We start from the raw sequence: 24573 nt of genomic DNA on the forward strand, positions 1-24573 counted from the left end.
GTGTATGATACAGCGATAATCGGCAATACCATGATAAGACCGAACAGGATCTTATCCATAAAGCCTTCTCCCCGGTCGGTCATCTCCCCTAATGCCAGGAAATGCTGATGTCCCGTGTTCCACAGCCCGAATAACAGGCAGGGCATGAGGGCTAATACCACCGTGATCATTGTTCTTTTCAGATCGATGGAGTCCCGGATGTGTGAACCATTGTGGGTTACATGATTTGGAACAAATAAAAATGTCTCAAAGCCATCGAAGACCGGAAAGTACTTTTCAAACTTTCCGCCCTTCTCAAAGTTAGGCTTTACACTATCAAGTATGTTTCTAAGGAATTTCAAGGCGATGTTGTTTTTATACCCTTAAATCAAGATCAGTGATGTTCGGTCGGTGTATTTTCCTTCCGTATCAGATCCAATCCTTCACGGACCAGATCCTGAACATCTATTTTAGAAGTGCAGACAAACTCGCACAATGCAAAATCTTCGGGAGCGACTTCATAAATACCGAGGTTCTCCATCAGTTCTATATCGCCTACCATAATGGCCTTTATGAGGTGTACCGGATAAATATTCATCGGAAAGACCTTTTCATACTGGCCGGTAACAACATATGCTCTTTCCTCCCCATGAAGGTTGGTGTCGATATCGTACTTCTTACCCGGCATCATCCAGCTCGGAAAGGTGCGCGACAGGCTAAACTTGTTAAATCCGGGGGCAAGCCATCCCATGAACTCGAATTCATTGCCTTCTTTCAGGACGGTCACCTGGGCATCATAAAACCCAAGGAAGCCGTCTTTGCTGATCTGAGTGCCGGTCAGAGGATTTCCGCTGATGACACGGTAGTTGTCCTCTCCTGTATGCTCAGCCAGCAGGTTCTTTAGCCCCGCTCCGATCATGGTTTTATAGTACTGTGGTTTTTTTACTCCGGAACCGGTAAGAGCGATGGTTCTGGAAGCATCGAAACGACCATGGCGGAATAGCCGGCCAATGGTCAATACATCTGCAGGAGCACAAAACCACACCACATCTCCTTTATTAATGGGGTCTATGTGATGAATCTGCACACCCACATTCCCTGCGGGGTGCGGCCCGGAAACCTTATTGATCTGAACATTCCTGGCTTCCAGAAATATCTTCGAAGCTCCTTGTTCATTCTTTACATTCAGGTGTACACGGCCGTCTGTTAACTTAGCCAGCGCATCGATACCTGCCTGGAAATCTTCACCATGGCCATGCACGATAAAATCCATATCAGGCGCCAACGGATTTGTGTCGAATGCCGAAATAAAAATAGCCTTGGGCTTTTCGTTCGGGTTGGCCACGATATCCAACGGGCGTTGTCTGATCATTGGCCACGTCCCGCTTTTCAATAGAAGTGCGAGGATGGCCTCTCTGGACATTTCACCGGGATTGCCCTTTTCAAACGATTCGTAACGGATCTGTTTGTCTGCCAGAATACGAACTTCCAGGATTTTCCGTTTTTCACCACGGACCACTTCTGCCACTTCACCGCTAACCGGCGAGGTGTACATGATCTCGGAGTTGTCTTTGTCGAAGAACAATGGTGTACCCGCAAGTACCTCATCACCTTGCTTGACGACCAGCTTTGGCCGCACTCCGTGAAAATCAGTTGGTTTTACTGCGAAAATCTCTGAAGAAGGAGGGGTTCCATGAACTTTATCAGCCTCGCCTTTTAGCGGGATGTTCAAACCCTTCCTGATTTTTACTGTCTTGGTTATGCTCATCAGTAAATAAAACGGGAACAGTTAAGCCCTCAAAATTATAAATTTGTTTTTGGTTCTTAACATATTTTCACAAAATTAGATAAATGACATCTTTCTATATACGGATGAGACGAAACCTGTCTCAGACACATCCTGAGCAGCGATATAATTTTTCAGTGGAGTTGATTGTCATTTTCTTCACGCTATTATGTGGTGTGTGTCGTGCACTGCCACCGGAAACCAACACCCGTGACAGCATCTATACTACCCAGGGTGACGCGCTGATCAATCAGTGTAATTTTGACAATATCCGAACCATACAGCTATATCCTGAGGGAAGTCCGATGGCATTCCCTCTTCTGGAGCTTGGCGGCGGTTACAACCTGGAACTGCATTTTGATGACCTGGATGCCGCTTATCAGGATTATTCTTATCGGTTCGTGCATTGTACAGCAGATTGGAAGCCTTCGGGTTTGATGGCCGATGAATTCATGACCGGCTTTTCCGATAACCCGATCATGAACTATCGCCCTTCCTTTAACACATTGCGTACATACACCCATTACAGCCTGCGGTTGCCCAACAATGATGTACAGTTTACAATTTCGGGTAACTATATCATTAAGGTATATCTCCGCAATGATCCCGAACAGGTGGTGTTTACCAGGCGATTTCTTGTACTGGATCGCAAACTAACCATCAAGCCCGATCTCAAGCGCGCCTCCAGGCTCGACGATATGAACTATAAGCAGGAGATCGATTTTGAAGTGTACAGGGGAAACTATCGGATAGAAGATCCCTACGGAGCATTGAAGACCGTAATTCTGCAAAATAGCCGGTGGGACAATGCAAAAACTGACATGAAGCCTTTGTTTGTAAAAGATGATGTATTGATTTTCGATGATGACCTGGATAATGTCTTTCCCGGCGGCAATGAATTTCGCTTTTTTGATGTAAAGAGTACCCGGTATTGGTCAGAAAGAATAAAAAACATCACATCCGATTCTTCAGGTTTTCATATCACCCTGTTGAATGATGAAAAACGTTCCTTTAAAAGGTACTACAGTTATTCTGATCTGAACGGCAGTCGACTCATCGCTGTGCAGGAAGGCAGAGATCCGGAAACCGATGCGGATTATGTCGGTGTGACATTTACTCTACCAATGGCCCACCCGGTCAACGGTGGCGACCTGTTTATTTTCGGCGCATTGTCAGATTGGCAATGCAAGGAACAATTCCGAATGCATTTTGATAAAGAAAGACTGGCTTACAAAGCCAAACTAAACCTCAAACAAGGGTACTATAATTATAGCTATGCGTTTCTGGAGAAGGGTTTCACCGAAGCGGACCTAACCCTGATAGAGGGCACCCACTCCGAAACAGAGAATGATTACATCATCCTTATATATGATCATCCCTTCGGTTCAGACTACGATCACCTGATAGGCTTTTTGCAATTTAACAGCATGAACAAATTGTAAAAGCGCGAGTGAAATATTTCCGGTTTCAAGATTCTGCAAACGTTCCAACTGGCCAAACATCGGGCATCAAATGTGTAAAAACTGTTGAAAAACGTTGAAATTCCTTACCATTCAGATAAGGTAAGTTTCATTGATTTTAGTTATTATTGCAGTGGAAACATGCGCAGGAACTATGTTTACCAAGGTAACAAAGGGAATTAAAATCAGCGTTAAGAGCAAGTACGAACCGGCATATTCAGATCCGGATCAGCCTCATTTTGTCTTTTCCTACTCCATTACCATTCGCAACGAAAGTCAACAAACAGTGCAACTTACAAGGCGCTACTGGGAGATCATTGATTCCAACGGAGATTACCGGGAAGTGGAAGGCGAAGGGGTTGTTGGAAATCGTCCGGTACTTCACCCGGGGGAAGAATATAGCTATGAATCGGTTTGCAACCTCCTTACCGATTTTGGTTTGATGCGCGGAAAATACCTGATGGTGAGCGATGTGGATGGAAGTCCGTTCGAAGTTACCATCCCTGAGTTCCAGCTGGAAGCCCCATTCCGTCTTAACTAACCCCCTTTTCGATACTTTTTTTTCCATTAGCAATGCGATCTTGCTATTGCTTTGGCTTATACATTTTTTCTCGCCAGTTTTGCACAAACAATTTTGATACCCTAAACCGGAGAGAGTTATGCCCAAAGGAATTTACCATGTACCGAAAGCTGTAAACGAACCGATCAAAGCTTATACACCCGGAAGTCCGGAGCGCGCATCATTGCAAAAGACCATCGAAGAAATGCGTGCATCCCAGATGGACATCCCAATGATCATAGGTGGCAAGGAGGTCAGAACAAAGACGACCGTGAATATGGCACCTCCTCACGATCACAAGCACAGCCTCGGACATTTTCATAAAGGAGACAAAAGTCATGTGCAGGCAGCCATAGATGCAGCATTGAAGGCACGTTCCGCATGGGCTGAGATGGCCTGGGAACATCGCGCCTCTATTTTTCTTAAAGCAGCGGAACTCGTGGCCGGTCCTTACCGGGACCGCATCAACGCGGCTACGATGCTCTGCCAATCAAAGAACGTATTTCAGGCAGAGATTGATTCCGCCTGCGAACTGGCCGACTTCCTGAGATTCAATGTACAATACATGACAGAGATTTATGCAGACCAGCCAATCTCGTCGCCTGGAGTGTGGAACCGCCTGGAATACCGTCCGCTCGAAGGCTTTGTTTTTGCGCTCAGTCCGTTCAACTTCACCGCCATCGGTGGAAACCTGGTTTCCGCCCCAGCCATGCTGGGAAATGTGGTGGTCTGGAAACCGGCCAACACACAGGTTTATGCAGCTTATGTGATCATGGAGATATTCAAGAAAGCCGGCCTTCCTGATGGAGTGGTGAACTTCATCCCTACCGATGGCCCGGTAGCGGGTGACCTTATATTATCTCATCCAGACTTTGCCGGATTTCACTTTACCGGATCAACCGGCGTTTTTCAGGGTATCTGGAAGAAGATCGGTGAGAATATATCCACCTATAAATCATATCCGCGGGTCGTTGGTGAGACAGGCGGAAAGGATTTCATCATTGCACACCCCAGTGCGGATGCCAAGGAGGTGGCCACCGCCATCTCAAGAGGGGCCTTCGAATATCAAGGACAAAAATGTTCTGCTGCTTCCCGCGCATACATTCCTAAAAGCATGTGGGATGCGGTAAAGGAAGCCGTTGTCGCGGATGTGAAGTCCTTTAAAATGGGCGGCACCGAAGATTTTTCAAATTTCGTGAACGCCGTGATCGATGAAAAATCCTTCGACAAACTGGCCGGTTACCTGGATCGCGTCAAGGCCGACAAAGAAGCGGAAATCATCGTGGGCGGTGGCTATGACAAATCCAAGGGATACTTCATTGAACCCACCGTGGTCAGAACAACCGATCCCAAATATGTGACCATGTGCGAAGAACTCTTCGGTCCCATCATCACCATTTATGTTTATGAAGATGACAAATACGAAGAGACCCTGGATGTGCTGAACGAGACTTCTCCATACGCACTCACCGGTGCCATCTTCTCGGGCGACCGTTACATCATTGAGCACACCACCAAAAAACTGTCGGGTGCCGCAGGGAATTTCTATATCAACGATAAGTGCACTGGTGCCGTCGTTGGCCAGCAACCTTTCGGTGGAGCCAGGGCTTCCGGCACTAACGATAAGGCCGGATCAAAATGGAACCTGATGCGCTGGCTCTCTCCGAGGACGATCAAAGAAACCTTTGTACCGCCCACAGACTACCGCTATCCATTCCTTGGGTAACCGCGTCTGCCGGATTGTTCATTTCCCTGTTGAAAACCGAACAGGGGGTGCCAACGTATGACGGATGTGAATGTCATACCTTTGTTAATATGGACCGGCTCCGCAAACTGATAGATTTTTTATCACCATACCTGAAGAATTGGTACGTGGTAACCAGTCTGGTTTTCTGCATCTGGATGTTGGTGTTCGATCGCCATAATCTGATTTCGCAGGTCCGGGAGCGCAGAAAACTCAATCAGTTGAAAGAAGACCAGGCGTATTTCACCAAAGAGAATGAAGCCAACCGGGTGCGCATGAAAGAACTCATGAGCGACCCGGAAAACCTGGAGAAGTTCGCCCGTGAACAATACCTCATGAAAAAAGACAATGAGGACGTGTTTGTGATTGTGGAAGAATGAAATGGTTTAAGGTTTAAGGTCTAAAGTTTAAGGTCGGTGGACCGTAGGCCGTTCGCCACATCACCACATCACCAAATATCACCAGTCTCCGGCGTAAGACAGGGAAGTACCTCCGGATTTTTCAAGATACTTATACCGTGTGCGGATGATCTGACGCACGTGCAGCATGTCGTGAGCCACCCAGTTGTTCAGGAACAATCTGGCAGTCATGGACCCGAGTTTCGGGTGTTGATAGGCGTTATCCCACACCGGGTTAATTAATTCACAAAGCCACTTCACAGATGCATCCCGCTCTTTCAGAAAAGCTTCCCGCATCTCCCCAAAGGCACGCTCCATGTATTTTCTTTCGCTGACCCAGGCAGACGGGTCTATACCAGGCATCGCCTGTCCCGGCCTGTGCAGGACGTGATCAACACGTGCACGAAAATCCTCCCTTTCCTCATCAATCAGATGACATACGATCTCCAGCAAACACCATTTGTTTTCTTCCGGTCTCCAGTGCGCCTCGTCATCCGGAACAGGGGCCAGCAGACTGGCAAAGACTTCCCGGTTATGTTGCAGGGTGAGGATATGTTCGCGGACGTCCATTTATCCCTCGAATTCTCCGAATACGTTTCGCATGACATCTGCAATTTCACCCAGACTGGCATACGCTTCGGTGGCGCTAAGAATATGGGGCATAACGTTCTGCTCTCCCCTTGCAGCGGCTTCCAAGGCCTGCAATGAATTGTCCACTTCCGCCTGGTTTCTTTCCGCTTTTACCTTGTGCAATTTCTTGATCTGCTCATCACGGACACTGTCATCCACACGGAACAGATCACCATGCGCCTGTTCCCCGCCTGTAAAAGCATTCACACCCACAATGATCTTTTTCTGTTTCTCGATATCATCCTGATAGCGGAAAGCGGACTGAGCAATTTCCTTTTGGATGTAGCCGTCTTCAATGGCCTGTACAGCACCACCCATCGCATCAATCCGGGCGATGTATTCCATGGTTTTCCGCTCCATCTCATCGGTCAGATATTCCACGAAATATGAACCGGCTAATGGGTCCACAGTATCGGCCACACCACTTTCATGTGCGATGATCTGTTGTGTCCTGAGAGCAATAGTGGCCGCTTCTTCGGTAGGCAGGGCCAGTGCTTCGTCGTATCCGTTGGTATGCAGTGATTGGGTTCCGCCGAGCACGGCAGACAGTGCCTGCAGTCCTACCCTTACAATATTGTTTTGTGGCTGTTGTGCTGTCAGGGTACTGCCACCTGTTTGCGTGTGAAAGCGAAGCATCTGAGCCTTAGGGTCGGTAGCACCAAGTTCTTTGGTGATCTTGGCCCAAATGCGTCTGCCTGCTCTGAACTTGGCCACTTCTTCGAAGAGGTTGTTATGTGCATTAAAGAAAAAAGAGATCCGGCGCGCAAAGACATTGATGTCCAGTCCCTTCTCCTGCGCCGCTTTTACATAGGCCTTTCCATTGGCCAGGGTGAATGCCAGTTCCTGCACGGCCGTGGAACCCGCCTCCCTGATGTGATAACCGGAAACTGAGATGGTGTTCCATTTCGGAAGTTCTTTGCTACAGAAATCAAAAATATCTGTAATGATACGCATGGACGCTTTAGGCGGGTAAATGTATGTACCACGGGCGGCGTATTCTTTCAGCAGATCGTTTTGGATGGTGCCTGACAGATTTTTCAGATCCGCTCCCTGCTTCTTCGCCAGGGCGATGTACATGGCCAGCAGGATGGATGCGGTAGAATTGATCGTCATGGAGGTGGATACCTTTTCCAGAGAAATGCCATCAAACAGGATCTCAATGTCACGCAGGGTATCGATGGCGACGCCGGATTTGCCTACCTCTCCTTCCGATAATTCATGGTCGGAGTCATAGCCTATCTGAGTGGGCAGATCGAATGCCACCGAGAGTCCGGTGGTTCCGTTGTTAAGCAGGTAGTGGTATCGTTTGTTGGATTCCTCTGCTGTGGAGAATCCCGCATACTGGCGCATGGTCCATAACCTGGACCGGTACATGTCCGGTTGAACGCCACGTGTGTAGGGGAAAGTTCCTGGTTGCTCTATATCCGCGGGGCCGTATACACGGTCGATAGAGATGCCCGCATCTGTATCAAAGGAAGCTTTACGCTCTTTGTGCTGTTCTTTCGTTTTCTCTTTCATGCAAATAACTTGCGGGCTTCATTCCTTACAATAGCCAGCGCGTAAGTGGTTGGCAATTGCTCAAGCTCATCGCCCATCTTGAAAAGGGTCTTGCTGAGGTCCAGTCCAGTGGCATTGTCTTCCAGCTGGGTGGAAGCCAGGTTCACCAGTTTGATCATTTCATCTTTAGCCCTTTCTGTGACTTCCCAGGCTTTGGCGGACACATAGATCTGTTGTGTGATATTGTGATCGAATTCACTCCGGATGGCATTGAGCAGGTCACTGTGGAATTGCTTTGCGGTCTTTACCTTGTCGCCATGCACACGCATAACCAGCTTTTGCAGATGCAGGCGATCCAGAAAAAGGGTCAGCCGCTCGTAGGCTTGCATACGGATGGGCATGGTAGTCTCCTGCCCTGCCTTTCTTATTTCCATGGCCTTCAGCTTCTGCTCGTTGTCCAGGTAGTTCTTCAGGGTGTAAAAGGCGGTGAAGAAGACCACCACTGCCGGGAGGATCAACTTCAGGATCTCAAAAATAGCGTCCATAAGGATGGGGGTCGGTTTTGATTGGCTAAATATCGTAAAAAAAGTCATTCCGGGGAAAGGAGATGCCCGTTCTCAATCACATTAATTCTTAGCTTTGCACCACATTATATCCTATATTTTTTACACTAACAGGTATTGTTTATGGAGCGTTTAGCCAACCGCATGCAAGCACTTTCCGAATCGCAAACCATTGCCATGGCTCGAAAAGCAAGAGAGCTGGCAGAACAGGGAGTGGATGTCATCAGTCTGAGTCTGGGTCAACCGGACTTCAAAACCCCGGACGTGATCAAGCAGGCAGCGAAGAAAGCCATCGATGACGATTTTACGTTTTACACGCATGTTTCAGGTTATCAGGAACTGCGGGAAGCGATTGCCGGCAAGCTTAAGCGCGACAACAATCTCAATTACAAAGCATCACAGATCGTGGTGTCCACCGGTGCCAAGCAGTCTATCGCCAACGTGGTAATGTGTCTGATCAACCCAGGTGACGAAGTGGTGGTGCCCGCTCCATATTGGGTAAGCTACATAGAGGTGATCAAGCTGGCGGAAGGAACACCCGTGATTGTTAAATCCGGTATCGAAAATGACTTCAAGATCACTGCTGCGCAGCTGGAAGAGTCCATTACACCCAAGACCAGACTTCTTATTTTCAGCTCCCCATGCAATCCAACGGGAAGTTTGTACACCAAAGAAGAGCTGAAAGCGATGGCCGATGTGCTGGCCAAACATCCTGATGTATTTGTGATCTCCGATGAGATATATGAGTACATCAATTTCTCAGGCAAACATGAATCCATTGCCCAGTTTGACAACATCCGTGACCGGGTCATTATCATCAACGGTTGTTCGAAAGGATATTCCATGACCGGATGGAGGCTCGGTTACATTGCTGCACCGGAATGGATTGCAAAAGCCTGCGACAAAATGCAGGGACAGATCACTTCAGCAACCTGTTCCATCGGACAAAAAGCTGCCCAACGAGCCGTAGAAATGGATCCATCAGAGCTTCAGGAAATGGTTGATACCTTCCGCAAACGCCGTGACCTGGTGCTGGAACTGGTGAAAGAGATTCCCGGAATGAAAGCAAACAAGCCCGAAGGTGCATTTTATCTTTTCCCTGAAATCTCTGATTACTTCGGTAAGTCAACAGGCAATGTCACCATCAACGATGCGAATGACCTGTGCATGTATTTACTTGAAGAGGCACATGTCGCTGCTGTTCCCGGTGATGCATTCGGTGCACCGGAGTATATCCGGCTTTCATATGCCACTTCCGAAGACAAATTACGAGATGCCTTTTCCAGATTGAAGAATGCACTTTCAAAATTATCATGATCTGACGACCGGTTGAGTGCGTCTTCAAACATAGAAACCCTGTTCAATACCATGGCCGGACAAACGGTGATGGTGTTGGGTGATGTGATGGTAGATGCCTACTGGCGGGGAAATGTTCAGCGCATTTCTCCGGAAGCGCCGGTTCCCATTGTCTCGGTTTCGCAAAAGGAATACCGGCTTGGAGGTGCGGCCAATGTGGCCAGGAACCTTCAGGCGCTCGGAGCAACAGCCATGGTTTTTTCTGTGGTGGGGAATGACGAGAATGGTTCCGTATGTCTTGATCTTTTCGCCAAGGCGGGATTGGACGGCGCGGGTATGCAGCAAAGCGATGAACGCATCACGACCGTCAAATCAAGAATATTAGGAAACCACCATCAGATGCTCAGAGTGGATGAAGAATCCATCAAGCCTTTGTCTGAAAAGGAAGAGGCCTCCATCGTTCAAGCAGTTACAAAACAGCTTGAGGGAGGTGGCATCGGAGCAGTCATCTTCGAGGATTATGACAAAGGGATACTCACACCGACACTCATTTCCGCCGTCATCGCAAAATGTCGTGCACTGAAAATCCCCGTTGCCGTGGATCCGAAGAAAGACCAGTTCATGTCCTACCGAAGTGTATCCTTGTTCAAACCGAATCTTCGGGAGCTCTCGGAAGGGATCGGACAACCACTTAGCGGAAAGGACATTCCAGGATTGAAGAAAGCGATGGAATCATTCAGGGAATCGCAGTCGCATGAGATTGTTATGGTAACGCTTGCGGAATATGGTATGGCCGTTAGCAGTCCGAATGGTTTTGAACATATTCCTGCCGTTGTGAGAGACATCTCCGATGTATCGGGAGCAGGTGACACGGTAATCAGCGTGGCCACACTCGCCTTGATTTCAGGGCTGAATCCCGTTTCGGCGGGAGCACTGGCCAACCTGGCTGGCGGATTGGTATGTGAGAGTCCAGGGGTTGTCACCGTACAGGTAGAGCGGCTTAAGGCAGAGGCTGGGAGGTATTTTGGAGTAGGCAGGAGGTAGTAGGCAGGAGGCAGTACCATAAATTACTAACCGTTTTTCCATAGCATGACGTATCAGTCGTTCAGGGAGAAAGTCAATTTAAAGATTTATCACTCGCGAGACAGTGCTTCAAAAGTCTTGCGTTTGTCCGGACTGGCTGTGGCCCTGGTGGGACTGGGTACGCTGATCTATTCCTATGGCTTCCCGCAGGACCAGGAAAGCAAACAGCAAGCCTTTTCCCTGGTTCGATTCAGTCTGGCCTTCTTTGTCATTCATTACGCATTCCGCATCATTTATACATTTGATGTTCCGGACTTCCTCAGGAAGACCTGGTTTGAAGGACTGCTCATGGTACTTGTGCTCCTTGATGGCATCAGTTCCTTTATATTCCAGGTTCCTCTCGTGCACCTTATCTTTTTTAAAATGGGGTTTGAGAACATCACGCCCGTTTACCTGCTGTTTGTTCAGTTGTATCTGCTCATCATCATCGGGATCGAACTCAACCATAACACTTTTCAGCTCTTTCTGGCTGATTCCGGACCTGTCAGACTGATCATGACCGGATATCTTTTCTGGATATTATTAGGTGCATGCCTGTTGTTGCTTCCGGAATGCACCACACACAGTGGCGGATTGTCCGTCATGCAGTCGTTGTTTACCAGTATCAGCGCCGTTACACTCTGCGGGCTTTCTGTGCTGGACATCTCCACCGAACTCACTTACAAAGGGCACATTGTGATCTTATTTCTGATGCAGGTGGGCGGCATCAATATTCTCGCATTTGCCACCTACATCTCCACACATTACATTTCAGGTGTAAAAGGCAACACGATCTCTCTGCTGGAAGATTTCCAGAGCCTGAATCGTCTCTTCAGCAAGGACGGAATTCTCAGGAGCCTACTTACTTACTGCCTGGTGGCAGAGATCGGGGGCGCCATCTGTCTGTTCTTTCTCTGGGATAAATCCATCCCCTTCGGAAGTTCAGGGCAAAAAGTTTTCTACTCCTTTTTTCATGCCGTGTCGGCCTTTAACAACGGCGGATTCACCTTGTTTCCCGGAGGGTTCCTTCATCCGTATCTGAAAGAGGCATATATATTTCAATTGGTGATCATTGGTCTGGTATTCGCGGGTGCATTGGGTTTTCTGCCTGCCGTGGATATGTTTGGCATTAAGAATCTGAGAATGAGACTAAAAATGCCGTGGATGAGGCTACGCATTCCCACGCGCATAGCCATGATCAGTGCCTTATTTCTGGCGATGGCAGGAACTGTATTCATATACTTTCTGGAACACCGCAGTTCAATGGAAGGCCAGAATATATCCGAGGGGGTGATCACTTCTTTGTTCATGGTGGTCAATCGTTCGGGTGGGTTCAGCACCCTGGACCTTGGCGGGGTTTCTCATTCCCTGCTGATGGTGATGATCATTCTCATGTTTATCGGCGGAGCGTCAGGATCGGTGGCCGGCGGGGTTAAAACATCCACATTTACAACCATCCTTGTGTCCGGTGCGGCCACCGTTCGCGGTAGAAACGAAGTGAATTTCGAACGGCATACCCTTCCCTTTGAGATTTTCAGCCGGGCATTTACCATCGTCATTTTCTTTGCGGCGGTGATCATCATAGGAAGCTTTGCTTTATCGGTTACCGAACCGGAATTTCCTGTCATGAATTTATTTTTCGAACAAGTATCTGCGGTTTCCCTTTCCGGATTAACGACTGGCGTAACACGACAACTCTCTATCCATGGGCAATGGGTCGTGATGACCACCATGCTGATGGGGAGGGTTGGTGTGCTCGTACTGTTACATACCCTTGGAAAGAAGGCCACCGGCTTTCACTACCACTATCCGCGTGCGAGAATTACGGTGGGTTAATTGGCGTTTGTATTACGTATCTTTGCCCACCAAATTTGAAGAACTGTGGCTGCTACCATAAATAAAGAAAAGGAAGTCATCTCCGATATGTTTGACAGCATATCACCCAGATATGATTTTTTAAATCATATCCTGTCGATGGGAATTGATGTGGGCTGGAGAAAGAAAGCACTGAGTCAACTAAAAGATACCAGGCCGGAACGGATATTGGACGTGGCTACCGGAACCGGAGACTTTGCCATACAAGCCCTGACACTAAAACCCGCAAAGGTGACCGGCATTGATATCTCCAATGGAATGCTGGATGTTGGAAAAGAGAAGGTGAAGAAGAAAAATCTGGAACATAAGATCGAACTGATGTACGGTGACTCAGAACATATGCCATTTGAGGACAATAGTTTTGATGCCGTGACCGTTGCTTTTGGCGTGAGGAACTTCGAACATCTGGATATGGGGTTAAAGGAAATGCATCGGGTGATCAGGCCGGGAGGCAAGGCCGTTGTGCTGGAATTTTCCAACCCGAAGCGATTTCCGGTGAAGCAGATTTTCGGCCTGTACTGTAACACCATCATGCCCTGGATAGGTAAAAAGGTATCGCGGCATGCGACTGCCTATTCATACCTTCCAAAGTCTGTCAGGGAATTTCCCGAAGGGCAGGCATTCCTGGACGTGCTGAGCAATGCAGGCTTCCGCTCCGTAAAACGTATTCCGGTGACGTTTGGGATTGCCACCATTTATCTTGGTGAAAAACATTGAAGACCATCTTTCATAATACGTTGATCGCCGGTTTGATCCTCTTGGGTTCGCTTAATGTGTATGCACAACGCCCGACCACCAAGAACCTGGCAGTTTACGATAACCAGATATTGCATTTCGGTTTCCTCCTGGGGCTTAACAGCTGTGACTTTGTCCTGAAAACAGATCCGGATATTCTTAGTCTGGATACGGTCTTATCCGTTGAGACCCGCGCACAATCCGGCTTTTCTCTTGGCATCGTATCTGACCTTCGAATGAATTCACACTGGAACCTGCGATTCCTCCCTACCCTTTCTTTCGGAGAGCGAAATATCAAGTACCGGATCAATTTTCAAACGAAGAATGAGATCCGCGAAGTAAAAAAGAAGGTGGAGAGCACCTTCCTGATGTTTCCCTTTAACTTCAAGTACCGCTCTGCCAGGGTAAACAATTACCGTGTGTACCTGGTGGGTGGTCCTAATTTTGCATTTGACCTGGCCTCACAAGAAGATACGGATCAGTTGTTAAAGCCTGATGAGGCATTGGTGAAGATCCGTAAGGCAGACGTGATGATGGAAGTGGGCATCGGTATCGACTTTTATCTGGAGTTTTTCAAATTCACACCGGAGCTGAAGGTTGGATACGGAATACCCAATTTACTTGTAAAAGATAACGAGGTGTACTCTCAGGCAATCAGCTCCCTGCGCTCAAAGATCTTCATGTTTACTTTTTACTTCGAGTAACCCTGAACCATTCTGCGGAAAGGATACTTGCGGCCATTGCTGCGTTCAGGGATTCCGCATGGGGTTGCCCCGGCTTCCCTCCCGGTATGCTCACCTTTTGATCCAGAAAAGCCATGAGTTCCGGCCTGATGCCTTCCGATTCATTCCCAATCACCAGTATGGTATCTCTGACAATGTTGTGATCGTAAATATCCATACCGTCCATCACCGATCCGCAAATAGCATAACCCTTCGCCTTTGCCGCTGCAAAGAATGTGGCACCATCCGCAGACAAAACGGGCACACGCAAGAAAGATCCCATGCTGGCCATCAGGGTCTTTGCATTCCATACCTCGGCACAATCGGGTGAACAGATCAGTGCCCCATGTCCAAACCAATCGGCACAGCGAAGTATGGTTCCCAGGTTGCCCGGATCCCGAATCCCATCGCAGTACAAATAGGTACCTGAGAATTTGAGTGTTTCAATAGAAGGAGTTTCAGGAAAGGCTACCGCTGCCATCAGCCCCGGTGGCGTGGAAAGGGATGACAACTCCCTTATCGTTGACTCATCCGCAGTGCAAACCATCACGTTCTGCATCCCAGCCTTGGTGATTATATCCTCATCCACATGCTGACCAGCAACAATCAGCGATACATTCCAACCTGCTTCCAGTACTTCCGAAATGATCTTGGCACCTTCCACAACGAAATATCCTGATGCTTCCCTGTGTTTTTTTATACGAAGGCTTTTAAGCCAGCGCGTTTTTGCTTTGCTGAGTATTTCCATATTCTTGCGGACAAATGCACCTGAGGCATCCGTTCGGGAGACCTGGAATATGCATGTTGTCTTACACGTAGCTGCGGTGAATATAGTAAATTTGCATACGTCAATGATCGCCCGTCGAATACAACAATCCTTGCGGATCGCTTCCGCACTTCTCCTCCTGGGTGTGATGCTCTCACGTTGCAGTCCGGCGAAGAAGCTACCAGACGGAAAGTATCTTCTTGTAAAGAACGTGATCCGGGTGGATGATGACCGGGTTGCCAAAGACGATCTGCACAGCATACTCAAGCAAAAGCCGAATAAAAAAATACTGGGGCTGTTCCGTTTTCACCTGGCCGCCTATCAAATGGCAGGAAAGAATGAAAAAGAAAAAGGCCTCCGAAAAGCACTGCGAAAGACCATAGGAGAAGAACCGGTCGTATTGGATAGCTTTCAATTGGGAAAGTCCGTGAGGCAACTGGAAATATACATGCAAAACAAAGGTTATTTCCGGGCAGTGGTGAAAGATAGTGTGGCGACATATCCAAAATCAAAGAAAGCCAGGATCTTTTTCACCATTACATCCGGCGAGCCTTACACCCTTCGCCATGTTAAGTTTGCCATCGAAGATACCGTCCTCCATGACATTGTAAAAAGAGAGTCTGCCGTGCAGACGGTGTTGCACCCCGGTGACATTTACAATGTTGACAAACTCCATGCGGAACGGAAATGGATCACCACAGAGCTACGTAACCGCGGATATTATTTCTTTTCACGGGATTACATTTACTTCAAGGTAGATACCACCGTGGGGAATCACTCGGTAGACCTGGAACTCGGCATCAAGAATCCGGGGGGAATGCAAACCGATACGGCCAATGTAAGGCGCCATATGCCATATCAGATAGGCCATATCTATGTTTATACCAAACATAAGCCGCTGCAACCCGAAGTAAACGAACGTGACACGATCGCTTTTGAAGATGTGGAGTTCATTCAGAAAGGCCCGATGGAGTTCCGGCCGGAAGCGTTAACCAAGGTCTTGTTCATTAGCAAAGATGACCTGTTCCAGGAAAAGGGAGTGGACTACACATACCGAAGACTATCTGCGCTCAAGCAATTCAAGTTCATCAACCTGGACTTTAGCCTTCCCAAAGATTCCGGTCAGAAGCAGGTACTCGATGCCCACATATTCCTTACACCGATCGCCTTGCAATCCATCACACTTGAAACGGAAGGCACACATTCGGGAGGCAACCTTGGCATCGCAGGCAACCTGGTATACCGGCACCGGAATATCTTCAAGGGGGCAGAAATTCTGGAGGTAAAACTCAAAGGCGCACTGGAAGCCCAGCGTTCGTTAACATTGGAGAATGACACCATCAATCCCGATAAGTCGCCATTCAATACCCTCGAATTCGGACCAGAAATCTCCATTCATGTTCCTGACCTCCTGATCCCCTTCCTGTCCAGGGGCGTATCACGAACATATGAGCCCAGAACCATTCTTAAAGTGGGCTACTTCTTTCAGCAACGCGCTGACTTCCTGAGGAAAATAGGAAACATATCCTTTACCTACCGCTGGAAAGAAACGCAGTTCAAAAACCACTCCCTCACACCGGTGGATCTGAATTTTGTAAAAGTGGAACTGGACCCCGCTGCACGACAGATCCTTGAAGAAAGGAAGAACATATTTCTGCTTAACAGTTACAGTGACCACATGACATTAGGAACCAGTTACAGCTTTGTATTTAACAATCAGAGTGGTCGAAAGGGTCGTGATTTCTCGTTTTTCAGGGCGGATGGAGAAGTGGCCGGTAACCTCCTCAGGGCCATCAGTTCGATGGGAAGCGCAGTGGACACCGGCTCAGGCTATACTTTCTTTGGGGTTCGCTATGCACAATATGCCCGAACGCATCTGGACTACCGGCACTATTTCGCCATTGGTAAGAATAGACAACTGGTTGCACGCATCAGCGGCGGTTTGGGACTGGCATACGGCAACCTACCTGTCATGCCCCTGGAGAAAAGTTTTTTTGGTGGCGGTGCCAATGGCATTCGGGCATGGCGGGTACGATCACTTGGACCCGGTGCATACCAGGGTCAATCTACCTTTGATCAGATTGGTGATGTGAAATTTGAGTCGAACCTGGAGTATCGGTTCAACATCATTTCATACATGAAGGGCGCGGTTTTCGTTGATGCCGGCAATATCTGGCTGGTAAGAAAGGAAGAAGGGCGTCCGGGCGGTGAGATTTCTTCTGCATTCTACAAGCAAATGGCCGTTGGGTCAGGTATTGGGGCACGTTTTGACTTTACCTTTTTTATCATCCGCCTGGATATGGGGTTGAAAATGTTGGATCCATCCTTTCCGGAAGGCGAACGGTTGGTTGTAGGTCATATGTTTGACAAAGCCTGGAAGGCAGACTTCAAACAAACCTACAACAGTAAATATTCCTTCATGAACCTGAACCTTGGTATCGGCTATCCTTTCTGATGCCTTATGGTGATCTGACAGTTATATTGCAGCGAAGGGAATGACCATTGTAACTCAAGAAGTGAATCGTCGCACAACAGGTAACTCCTGTACCTCAATGCATTGAACATTAGCTTTGGCCTAAGAATCGAGAATTTGTTAGCTTTGCCAAGCAAAAATTTAAATGAACCCTCATGTCGATTGATAAGATTGCTTCACTGTTAGGAGATCAGGCTGATCACCTTCTGAAGCATAAGTGCAGCACCATTTCCAAGGAAACCATTCATCACGCCGGACCTGATTTTGTAGATGATATGTTTTCCGTAACCCAACGTAATAATCAGACCCTCAGAAGTCTCGGTGCCCTTTACGGCCATGGCCGTCTGGGCGGCACCGGATATATGTCCATCCTTCCGGTGGATCAGGGCATCGAACACTCTGCCGGCGCATCATTCGCTCCGAATCCTATCTACTTCGACCCGGAAAATATTGTGAAGCTGGCCATTGAAGGTGGCTGCAATGCGGTAGCCTCTACTTTTGGCGTACTGGCTTCTGTCTCAAGAAAATATGCTCATAAGATTCCATTTATTGTCAAAATCAATCACAACGAACTGATCACCTATCCTAACAAATTCGATCAGGTGATGTTCGGAAGTGTGGAAGACGCATGGAATATGGGAGCTGTAGCTGTCGGAGCTACCATATACTTCGGATCGGACGAGTCTACCCGGCAGATCGTTGAGGTGGCTGAAGCTTTTGAGCGCGCCCATGAATTAGGCATGGCCACGATCTTATGGTGCTACCTGCGGAACAGCAATTTCAAAAAGGACGGAAAGGATTATCACACAGCCGCTGATCTCACGGGCCAGGCGAATCACCTGGGCGTGACCATTCAGGCGGATGTGATCAAACAAAAACTTGCAACCAATAACGGTGGTTATACAGCCCTGAATTTCGGGAAAACGCATGCCAAAGTATATGATGAACTGACAACGGATCACCCCATCGACCTGTGCCGCTATCAGGTAGCGAACTGCTACATGGGCCGGGTTGGGTTGATCAATTCCGGTGGAGAGTCCAAAGGTGCTTCCGACCTTGCCGATGCCGTACGAACAGCGGTAATCAACAAGCGGGCCGGCGGCCAGGGGCTCATTTCCGGCAGAAAGGCATTCCAGAAACCCATGGAGGAAGGTATTGCATTGTTAAATGCCATTCAGGATGTTTACCTTGCCAAGGATATCACACTGGCTTGAGCAACGCACCGGTAGAAATAGAAAAAAGCATGGGTTGGTTTAAACGGATCAAAGAAGGTATTACAACCACCACCCGGGAGAAGAAAGAGACTCCTGAAGGGTTGTGGTATAAATGTCCATCGTGTAAGGAGATCACTCCTATGCAGGATCATGAGGAAAACCTCTATGTATGCGCTTCCTGTCAATACCATCAGCGCATCGGTCCGGATGAATATTTCCGTATCCTTTTCGACAAGAATAAATTCGAAGAATTGGATCCTGACCTGGAATCTGCAGATCCCTTGCATTTCGAGGATACCAAGAAATACACCGAGAGGCTTAAGCAATCCCAGAAGAAGACCTTCTCACGCGATGCCATCCGTTCGGCATTCGGAAAGATCGAACGTCATAACATCGTGATCGCCTGCATGAACTTTGAGTTCATCGGTGGGTCCATGGGTTCCGTGGTGGGAGAAAAGATCGCCAGGGCTATTGACTATGCCATTGCCAGAAAGGCACCTTTCCTGATGATCTCCAAATCCGGTGGCGCCAGGATGATGGAAGCAGCCTTTTCCCTCATGCAAATGGCAAAGACCTCAGCCATGCTGAGTCTCATGGCACAAAAACGCATTCCTTACATCTCTCTGCTAACCGACCCCACCACCGGTGGCGTCACAGCATCATTTGCTATGCTTGGTGACATCAATATTGCAGAACCAGGTGCATTGATCGGATTTGCCGGACCACGTGTTGTGAAAGAAACCATCGGCAAAGACCTGCCGGAAGGTTTTCAAACCGCCGAGTTTGTAAAGGAACATGGCTTCCTCGACTACATCGTGGAGCGTAAAAACCTCAAGTCGAACATCGCCCTGATGATCCGACATTTCAAGTAGGCCAACAGACATTTCATTACAGACTTAACACGAATTGCAAATCCGCGTCAGCATGGCAATATTATGATTGTCGTATCTGGCAGTCTGGTTTTACATCATGGGGCAGCATCACATTTTCAAATTATCACATTACCCAATCACTAAATCACCACATCATACATCCCCTAATGAAATCCCAGTTGCAAGCCCAGTTGACCTTTCGGAAGATCAGGCAGGCCGGTTGATGGTTTCAATGCATCTGTCAAACGGTATCTCCCTGTAATCACAAGGTTGCCGAAACCCCATCGGCCCACCAACCCAAAGCTCAGAAGTTCTTCTATGCCCAAACCCTGAGTAGTGGTTTTAACAATCCTTCCATCCGGGTATTTGTCCTGGGTGAAATGGGTGAAATGAACATTCACATCGGAATAGGTACCTGCATCCACAAAATGTCCGATGCTGTTGCCACGCTTGCCGTAGTTAACGCGCATGTACCAACCGAGATTCAGGATATGAAAACTCAATTTTTCCCTGTTATGCAAGACGGTGTCCGGTATCACCTTTCCCTTTTCCTGTCTCAGGTTATAAACGTCGTTGCGATATGCAAGCTCCAATCCCGTCGCAATAGTTGGTGAAATCTTTCGCTTATACCGGAAGCCGAATTCATAAAAACTGCTGCTTTCCGGTCGGATACGCGCACCGGTTTCCATGATCCCACCTATAAAACCATACGACATGTACATATGTACAAAGTGCTTGAGGTTTTTTCCCTTGGTGGGCGGAACAGTATCTCCTGCCACATCTATATCCAGTAAAACAGTCTGGCTACTGCCTGCGAGCGGCAGACAGCAAACGAACAGAAAAAATAACAAAAGATGCTTTCTCATAACTTATTTAAATAGATATGTTCGGGTATAGCCTTCAAAATGAACGGACAGGGATTCGCCGGGCTGGAAGCGGAACAGACCAAGGGTTAAAGGCTCAGCTTCCCGGACCCTGATTACCGAATAATACCTGATCCTGCCCGTGGTATCGGTGATGTGGTAATAAAGATTCCACTTACCCTTCATAGGTTTATCCTGTATTATGGTATCTCTGTCCTCACCTGCACTGGTAATGATCGTGTCGGGTTCAAAGAAGCGGTGGTCTATATGTACGGAAATGAACTTCGAAACCGAATCGGCAAACTCAAATGTCGGGCTGGCAACGGGTACATTCGTTTCAGTAAAGTATGATGCCTGTGGAATACCATAACCATGGGCGTAATCGTAATACGGATAAAGGTGTCCCGATTGCTGAATCTTTTCATGCAACTGCATATTGGTAAGATTGCTGTTACCTTCCCATACACATGCTGCAAATCCAGCCACCAGGGGAGATGCAAAGGAGGTGCCGGAAGTTTCCTCCAACCCGTCAGGTCCTGCAGCCATCACCGTCCCCAGTGCACTGACATTCGGTTTTGCACGTCCATCTGCCGTAGGACCATATGAACTGAAATCGCTTCGAAGATCCGCATACGGATTCACAGCACCAACGGAAAGTGCACTGTCCGCATCACCCGGACTGGTGATGTGTCTCCATTGACTTTTACCTTCATTCCCTGCCGCACTCACCACCAGTATCCCTTTAGCCGCAGCCATGTTTGCAGCCCGGGCAATCAGACTCGTTTGGCCGTCCATATCTTCCGGAAAATACCTTTGCGAGGTATAGCCCAGGGAACTATTGAGGATATTCGCTCCGTTGCGATCCGCCCACTCTACTGCCGCCAGCCAGTTCTCTTCTTCAGAAAATCTTTCATGCATCACACTTTCAGTGCGTGCCAGCAGAAAATCCGCTCCGGTTGCCATACCTATGGGAATCGTATCGCTGATGCCGCCGATACACGACAACACCATGGAGCCATGAGGGCTGTAATGATAGACATCTTCCCGTTTCCTTACAAAGTCGTAAGTGGCAATGATGCCGTTTCGGTCACGGATATGTTTGAACTCAGGGCGTATGTTTACACCTGGAAATCCTGCATCCAGGATAGCAATACGCAAACCCTTTCCGGTGAATCCAGCTTTTGCAAACCGCTCCCCCTGCATTCGGTTCACCTGAAATTTCAGTAGTGCGATTTTTTGGGCAGCGGAGAGGACCTGTTGTTCTTGGGTTCCCGCCATAACAGACGCATCCGTTGATACCAGCCTGACTTCAGACACAAATGGCAATTGAAGAATGGTCTGTGCATCATCCTCATTTGCCCATATAACCACCGCATTAAACCATCGCAAAACCATACATGAAGAATCTGCATAGGTAGAAACAACATCAAGGTAAACAGGTGATACCGGATAATCTGTGCTATCGCAAACGGGCAGCCCGGCAGATATTCTTCTTGCAATGGCCTGAGGTGTGAAGTAGGAATACGGGTCAAAGGTGACCCCTTTCTTATCTGTAAAAAAGACCCAGTATTTTTTTGAGGGTGGATGATTGGACGAAAAGGAAGCCGTCAGCAAAAAAAACAACGCAAAAAACAACGTGTACCCTGACCGGAGCCGGAATGTTTTTTTAAATCCTTTCCCTTCCATTAAATTAGACGCTTCAATGTCCGAATTCCTTTAAAGATACAAAGATACTGCGATGAACAACATGATCGACCTGAGGAGTGATACAGTGACAAAGCCCTCTCCGGGCATGCTGCAAGCCATGATAAATGCGGAAACCGGCGACGACGTGTTCCGGGAAGACCCGACGGTTAAAGAGCTGGAAGATGATATGGCCGGACGCTTTGGCATGGATGCCGGTCTGTTCTGCACATCAGGAACCATGGCCAATCAGGTGGCGATCAAAGCGCATACTGTTCCCGGCGATGAGATCATATGCGATGAATTCAGTCACATTTATAACTACGAAGGCGGTGCCCCGGCACTGGTATCAGGTGTTTCCATTCGCGCTGTACACGGCAGAAACGGGATACTGTTGCCGGAAGATATCATCGCCAATATCAAGACAACCACGGACTGGCATACCATCACCCGCATGGTGGTAATTGAAAACAGCTGTAATATGACGGGAGGTAATTATTATCCGTTGGATCAGGTGCAGGCATTGTCAGAAGCATGCAGGAAAAACGGCCTGATCTTTCATGTGGATGGCGCACGTATTTTCAATGCCCTCACAGCATCAGGTGATGCATCCGGGGAATACGGAAAACACACAGACAGCATATCTATATGCTTATCAAAAGGGCTGGGATGTCCGATAGGTTCCGTATTGGTTGGTAACAAGGAGTTCATTGAAAAGGCAAGACGAATCAGAAAAACCTTGGGGGGAGGAATGCGTCAGGTGGGTATCCTGGCCGCTGCAGGCAAATATGCACTGGAGCACAACATTCCATTGTTAAAGGACGACCATCGCAGGGCAAAACAACTGGCGGAAAAGCTCAATTCATTATCGTATGTTGATCACGTTTCGGATGCCTTCACCAATATTCTTATTTTCCGTTTGGAAGAACATGTTGATGCACAGCAATTCCTGGATCATCTGAAAGCACGCAACATACTGGCATTTTCTGTTCGACCTCAAACCATCCGTTTTGTCTTACACCTGGATGTAAATGATGAGATGACTGATACGGTGTGCCAGGCACTGGAAGACTTCTGATTTTAATGGAAACGGAACATACCTCGTGTAACTCCGTGCCTTCTTTGTGTTCTCTGTGCTTATTAATTAAAAAAAGAACCTCTTTGGGTTCTTTCCGAACAAGACTTTTTTCTATCATAGAGTTGCACAGAGGAATGCTTTGAGACGACATACCCTGTGTAACTCCGTGCCTTCTTTGCGTTCTCTGTGTTTATTATTTTTAAAAAATAGAACCTCTCTGGATTCATGGTGAACATGGTTTTTTTCTATCACAGAGCTGCACGGAGGTTTTCACAGAGTTGCACGGAGGAGGTTTTGCAAGCTTGGTAGGTATTTCATCGGATATTAGAATGGCATCAATATATCTACGAAATACGGCTAAATGGAGTAACCATTAATCACACGATTTATCCCATGTTTCAATAGGGATACATTAAAATTGATCAAAAGTCCCAGCTTAAATCCACCTAGCTTCAGGTAAGTCAATGTTTGTGCAAAATGTATTTCACGTAGTTTTTCAACACTCTTGATCTCGACTACAATTTTCTTTTCTACCAAAAGATCTATTCGATAACCGCACTCCAGATTAACGGATTTGTAGCTTACCGGCAATGCCAATTCTTTTTCAACCTGCAAACCAGCACTAAGTAGATTATAAAAAAGACACTCTTTGTAAACGTTCTCAAGTAAACCAGGTCCAAAGTGTTTGTGAACGTCAATGGCATGACCAATAATTGATTCCGTTAACGTATTTTCCTTCATAACAACGGCTTTGTAATTCGGTATAAAGCTATGGACCGTAATGTATACCAAAGGAAAATGTACCCAGAAGTCTTACATAAGCAAGAAAATGTAAGTTCTATACTTTTCCGAATCAGACAACCGATATTATGCCGGATTTACGAATGCAAAGGATATTTCACTAACACATGACCATGAGGTTTTGACAGATCGGCACGGAGGGATGCTTTGAGACGACATACCCTGTGTAACTCCGTGCCTTCTTTGTGTTCTCTGTGCTTATCAATTAAAAAAAGAACCTCTTTGGGTTCTTTCCAAACATGACTTTTTTCTATCACAGAGTTTCACGGAGGTTTGCACAGAGTTGCACAGAGGAATGCGTTGAGATGAAGTACTCCGTGTAACTCCGTGACTTCTTTGTGGACTCTGTGTTTATTATTTTTAAAAAAAGCAACCTCTCTGGATTCATGGTGAACATGGTTTTTTTCTATCACAGAGCTGCACGGAGGTTTCTCACAGAGTTGCACAGAGAGATGTGTTGAGATGAAGTACTCCGTGTAACTCTGTGCCTTCTTTGTGCTCTCTGTGTTTATTATTT

General features: G+C 47.5%; 22 protein-coding genes. 13 read left to right on the plus strand and 9 right to left on the minus strand.

What is annotated here, in order from left to right; translation table 11 throughout:
• Positions 1 to 341 (minus strand): RnfABCDGE type electron transport complex subunit D (locus KDD36_08700; protein ID MCB0396718.1); only part of this gene is annotated, 341 nt, incomplete at its 3' end.
• A 32-nt stretch (positions 342 to 373) separates the two neighbouring features.
• Positions 374 to 1741 carry a Na(+)-translocating NADH-quinone reductase subunit A gene (locus KDD36_08705; protein MCB0396719.1) on the minus strand — a complete coding sequence of 456 codons (1368 nt, stop codon included), beginning with the start codon at positions 1739 to 1741 and terminating at the stop codon, positions 374 to 376.
• 110 nt (positions 1742 to 1851) lie between these two features.
• Between KDD36_08705 and KDD36_08710 the strand changes: the two genes are divergently transcribed.
• From KDD36_08710 to KDD36_08725, 4 genes are all read left to right on the plus strand, one after another.
• Positions 1852 to 3207: a DUF5103 domain-containing protein gene (locus tag KDD36_08710; GenBank protein MCB0396720.1), complete on the plus strand. Its 1356-nt coding sequence runs from the start codon at positions 1852 to 1854 to the stop codon at positions 3205 to 3207.
• A gap of 172 nt (positions 3208 to 3379) precedes the next feature.
• On the plus strand, positions 3380 to 3766 hold the full coding sequence (gene apaG / locus KDD36_08715; protein ID MCB0396721.1) for a Co2+/Mg2+ efflux protein ApaG: 387 nt from the start codon (positions 3380 to 3382) through the stop codon (positions 3764 to 3766).
• Between the two features lie 118 nt (positions 3767 to 3884).
• Positions 3885 to 5510, plus strand: a complete 1626-nt coding sequence (gene pruA / locus KDD36_08720; protein MCB0396722.1) for an L-glutamate gamma-semialdehyde dehydrogenase — start codon at positions 3885 to 3887, stop codon at positions 5508 to 5510.
• Positions 5511 to 5599: 89 nt separating this feature from the next.
• Positions 5600 to 5908, plus strand: a complete 309-nt coding sequence (locus KDD36_08725; GenBank protein ID MCB0396723.1) for a septum formation initiator family protein — start codon at positions 5600 to 5602, stop codon at positions 5906 to 5908.
• 78 nt (positions 5909 to 5986) lie between these two features.
• On the opposite strand, the gene KDD36_08730 is transcribed toward KDD36_08725, so the two are convergent.
• Genes KDD36_08730 through KDD36_08740 form a run of 3 tightly spaced genes read right to left on the minus strand, consistent with a single transcriptional unit; the run spans position 5987 to position 8598 of the window.
• Positions 5987 to 6496 (minus strand): DinB family protein, encoded by a 510-nt coding sequence (locus KDD36_08730; GenBank protein ID MCB0396724.1) that lies wholly within the window; start codon positions 6494 to 6496, stop codon positions 5987 to 5989.
• Positions 6497 to 8074, minus strand: a complete 1578-nt coding sequence (locus KDD36_08735; GenBank protein ID MCB0396725.1) for a methylmalonyl-CoA mutase family protein — start codon at positions 8072 to 8074, stop codon at positions 6497 to 6499.
• Positions 8071 to 8598: a hypothetical protein gene (locus KDD36_08740; protein ID MCB0396726.1), complete on the minus strand. Its 528-nt coding sequence runs from the start codon at positions 8596 to 8598 to the stop codon at positions 8071 to 8073. Before KDD36_08740 ends, KDD36_08735 begins: the two co-directional genes overlap by 4 nt.
• Before the next feature lie 135 nt (positions 8599 to 8733).
• On the opposite strand from KDD36_08740, the gene KDD36_08745 reads away from it, so the two are divergent.
• The 5 genes from KDD36_08745 (at position 8734) to KDD36_08765 (ending at position 14288) form a co-directional block, all read left to right on the plus strand.
• Positions 8734 to 9933: a pyridoxal phosphate-dependent aminotransferase gene (locus KDD36_08745; protein ID MCB0396727.1), complete on the plus strand. Its 1200-nt coding sequence runs from the start codon at positions 8734 to 8736 to the stop codon at positions 9931 to 9933.
• Between the two features lie 12 nt (positions 9934 to 9945).
• Positions 9946 to 10956 carry a D-glycero-beta-D-manno-heptose-7-phosphate kinase gene (locus KDD36_08750; GenBank protein MCB0396728.1) on the plus strand — a complete coding sequence of 337 codons (1011 nt, stop codon included), beginning with the start codon at positions 9946 to 9948 and terminating at the stop codon, positions 10954 to 10956.
• Between the two features lie 45 nt (positions 10957 to 11001).
• Positions 11002 to 12810, plus strand: coding sequence for a hypothetical protein (locus KDD36_08755; protein ID MCB0396729.1), 1809 nt, complete (start codon positions 11002 to 11004; stop codon positions 12808 to 12810).
• A gap of 87 nt (positions 12811 to 12897) precedes the next feature.
• Positions 12898 to 13566 (plus strand): bifunctional demethylmenaquinone methyltransferase/2-methoxy-6-polyprenyl-1,4-benzoquinol methylase UbiE, encoded by a 669-nt coding sequence (ubiE, locus tag KDD36_08760; protein MCB0396730.1) that lies wholly within the window; start codon positions 12898 to 12900, stop codon positions 13564 to 13566.
• The gene (locus tag KDD36_08765) at positions 13563 to 14288 is read left to right on the plus strand and encodes a PorT family protein (protein ID MCB0396731.1); all 726 of its coding nucleotides are present in this window, start codon (positions 13563 to 13565) and stop codon (positions 14286 to 14288) included. The genes ubiE and KDD36_08765 overlap by 4 nt, the downstream gene beginning before the upstream one ends.
• On the opposite strand, the gene KDD36_08770 is transcribed toward KDD36_08765, so the two are convergent.
• Positions 14269 to 15054 carry an RNA methyltransferase gene (locus KDD36_08770; protein ID MCB0396732.1) on the minus strand — a complete coding sequence of 262 codons (786 nt, stop codon included), beginning with the start codon at positions 15052 to 15054 and terminating at the stop codon, positions 14269 to 14271. The two genes, KDD36_08765 and KDD36_08770, sit on opposite strands and share 20 nt — an antisense overlap.
• A 103-nt stretch (positions 15055 to 15157) precedes the next feature.
• Here KDD36_08770 and KDD36_08775 point away from each other — a divergent pair, with 103 nt between their 5' ends.
• From KDD36_08775 to KDD36_08785, 3 genes are all read left to right on the plus strand, one after another.
• On the plus strand, positions 15158 to 17527 hold the full coding sequence (locus tag KDD36_08775) for a BamA/TamA family outer membrane protein (protein ID MCB0396733.1): 2370 nt from the start codon (positions 15158 to 15160) through the stop codon (positions 17525 to 17527).
• Between the two features lie 173 nt (positions 17528 to 17700).
• Positions 17701 to 18759, plus strand: coding sequence for a class I fructose-bisphosphate aldolase (locus tag KDD36_08780; protein MCB0396734.1), 1059 nt, complete (start codon positions 17701 to 17703; stop codon positions 18757 to 18759).
• 29 nt (positions 18760 to 18788) lie between these two features.
• Positions 18789 to 19631 (plus strand): acetyl-CoA carboxylase carboxyltransferase subunit beta, encoded by an 843-nt coding sequence (locus tag KDD36_08785; protein ID MCB0396735.1) that lies wholly within the window; start codon positions 18789 to 18791, stop codon positions 19629 to 19631.
• A gap of 164 nt (positions 19632 to 19795) precedes the next feature.
• On the opposite strand, the gene KDD36_08790 is transcribed toward KDD36_08785, so the two are convergent.
• Both KDD36_08790 and KDD36_08795 read right to left on the minus strand, forming a co-directional pair.
• A complete protein-coding gene (locus KDD36_08790) occupies positions 19796 to 20497 on the minus strand; it encodes a hypothetical protein (protein MCB0396736.1) in 702 nt (233 codons plus the stop codon).
• 3 nt (positions 20498 to 20500) lie between these two features.
• The gene (locus KDD36_08795) at positions 20501 to 22180 is read right to left on the minus strand and encodes a S8 family serine peptidase (protein MCB0396737.1); all 1680 of its coding nucleotides are present in this window, start codon (positions 22178 to 22180) and stop codon (positions 20501 to 20503) included.
• Positions 22181 to 22241: 61 nt separating this feature from the next.
• On the opposite strand from KDD36_08795, the gene KDD36_08800 reads away from it, so the two are divergent.
• A complete protein-coding gene (locus KDD36_08800) occupies positions 22242 to 23255 on the plus strand; it encodes an aminotransferase class I/II-fold pyridoxal phosphate-dependent enzyme (protein ID MCB0396738.1) in 1014 nt (337 codons plus the stop codon).
• A gap of 357 nt (positions 23256 to 23612) precedes the next feature.
• Here the strand turns inward: KDD36_08800 and KDD36_08805 are convergent, their stop codons facing one another.
• A complete protein-coding gene (locus tag KDD36_08805; protein ID MCB0396739.1) occupies positions 23613 to 23996 on the minus strand; it encodes a GxxExxY protein in 384 nt (127 codons plus the stop codon).
• Between the last annotated feature and the right edge of the window lie 577 nt (positions 23997 to 24573).

This window comes from Flavobacteriales bacterium (genome assembly GCA_020435415.1).
Classification (GTDB): Bacteria; Bacteroidota; Bacteroidia; order JACJYZ01; family JACJYZ01; genus JACJYZ01.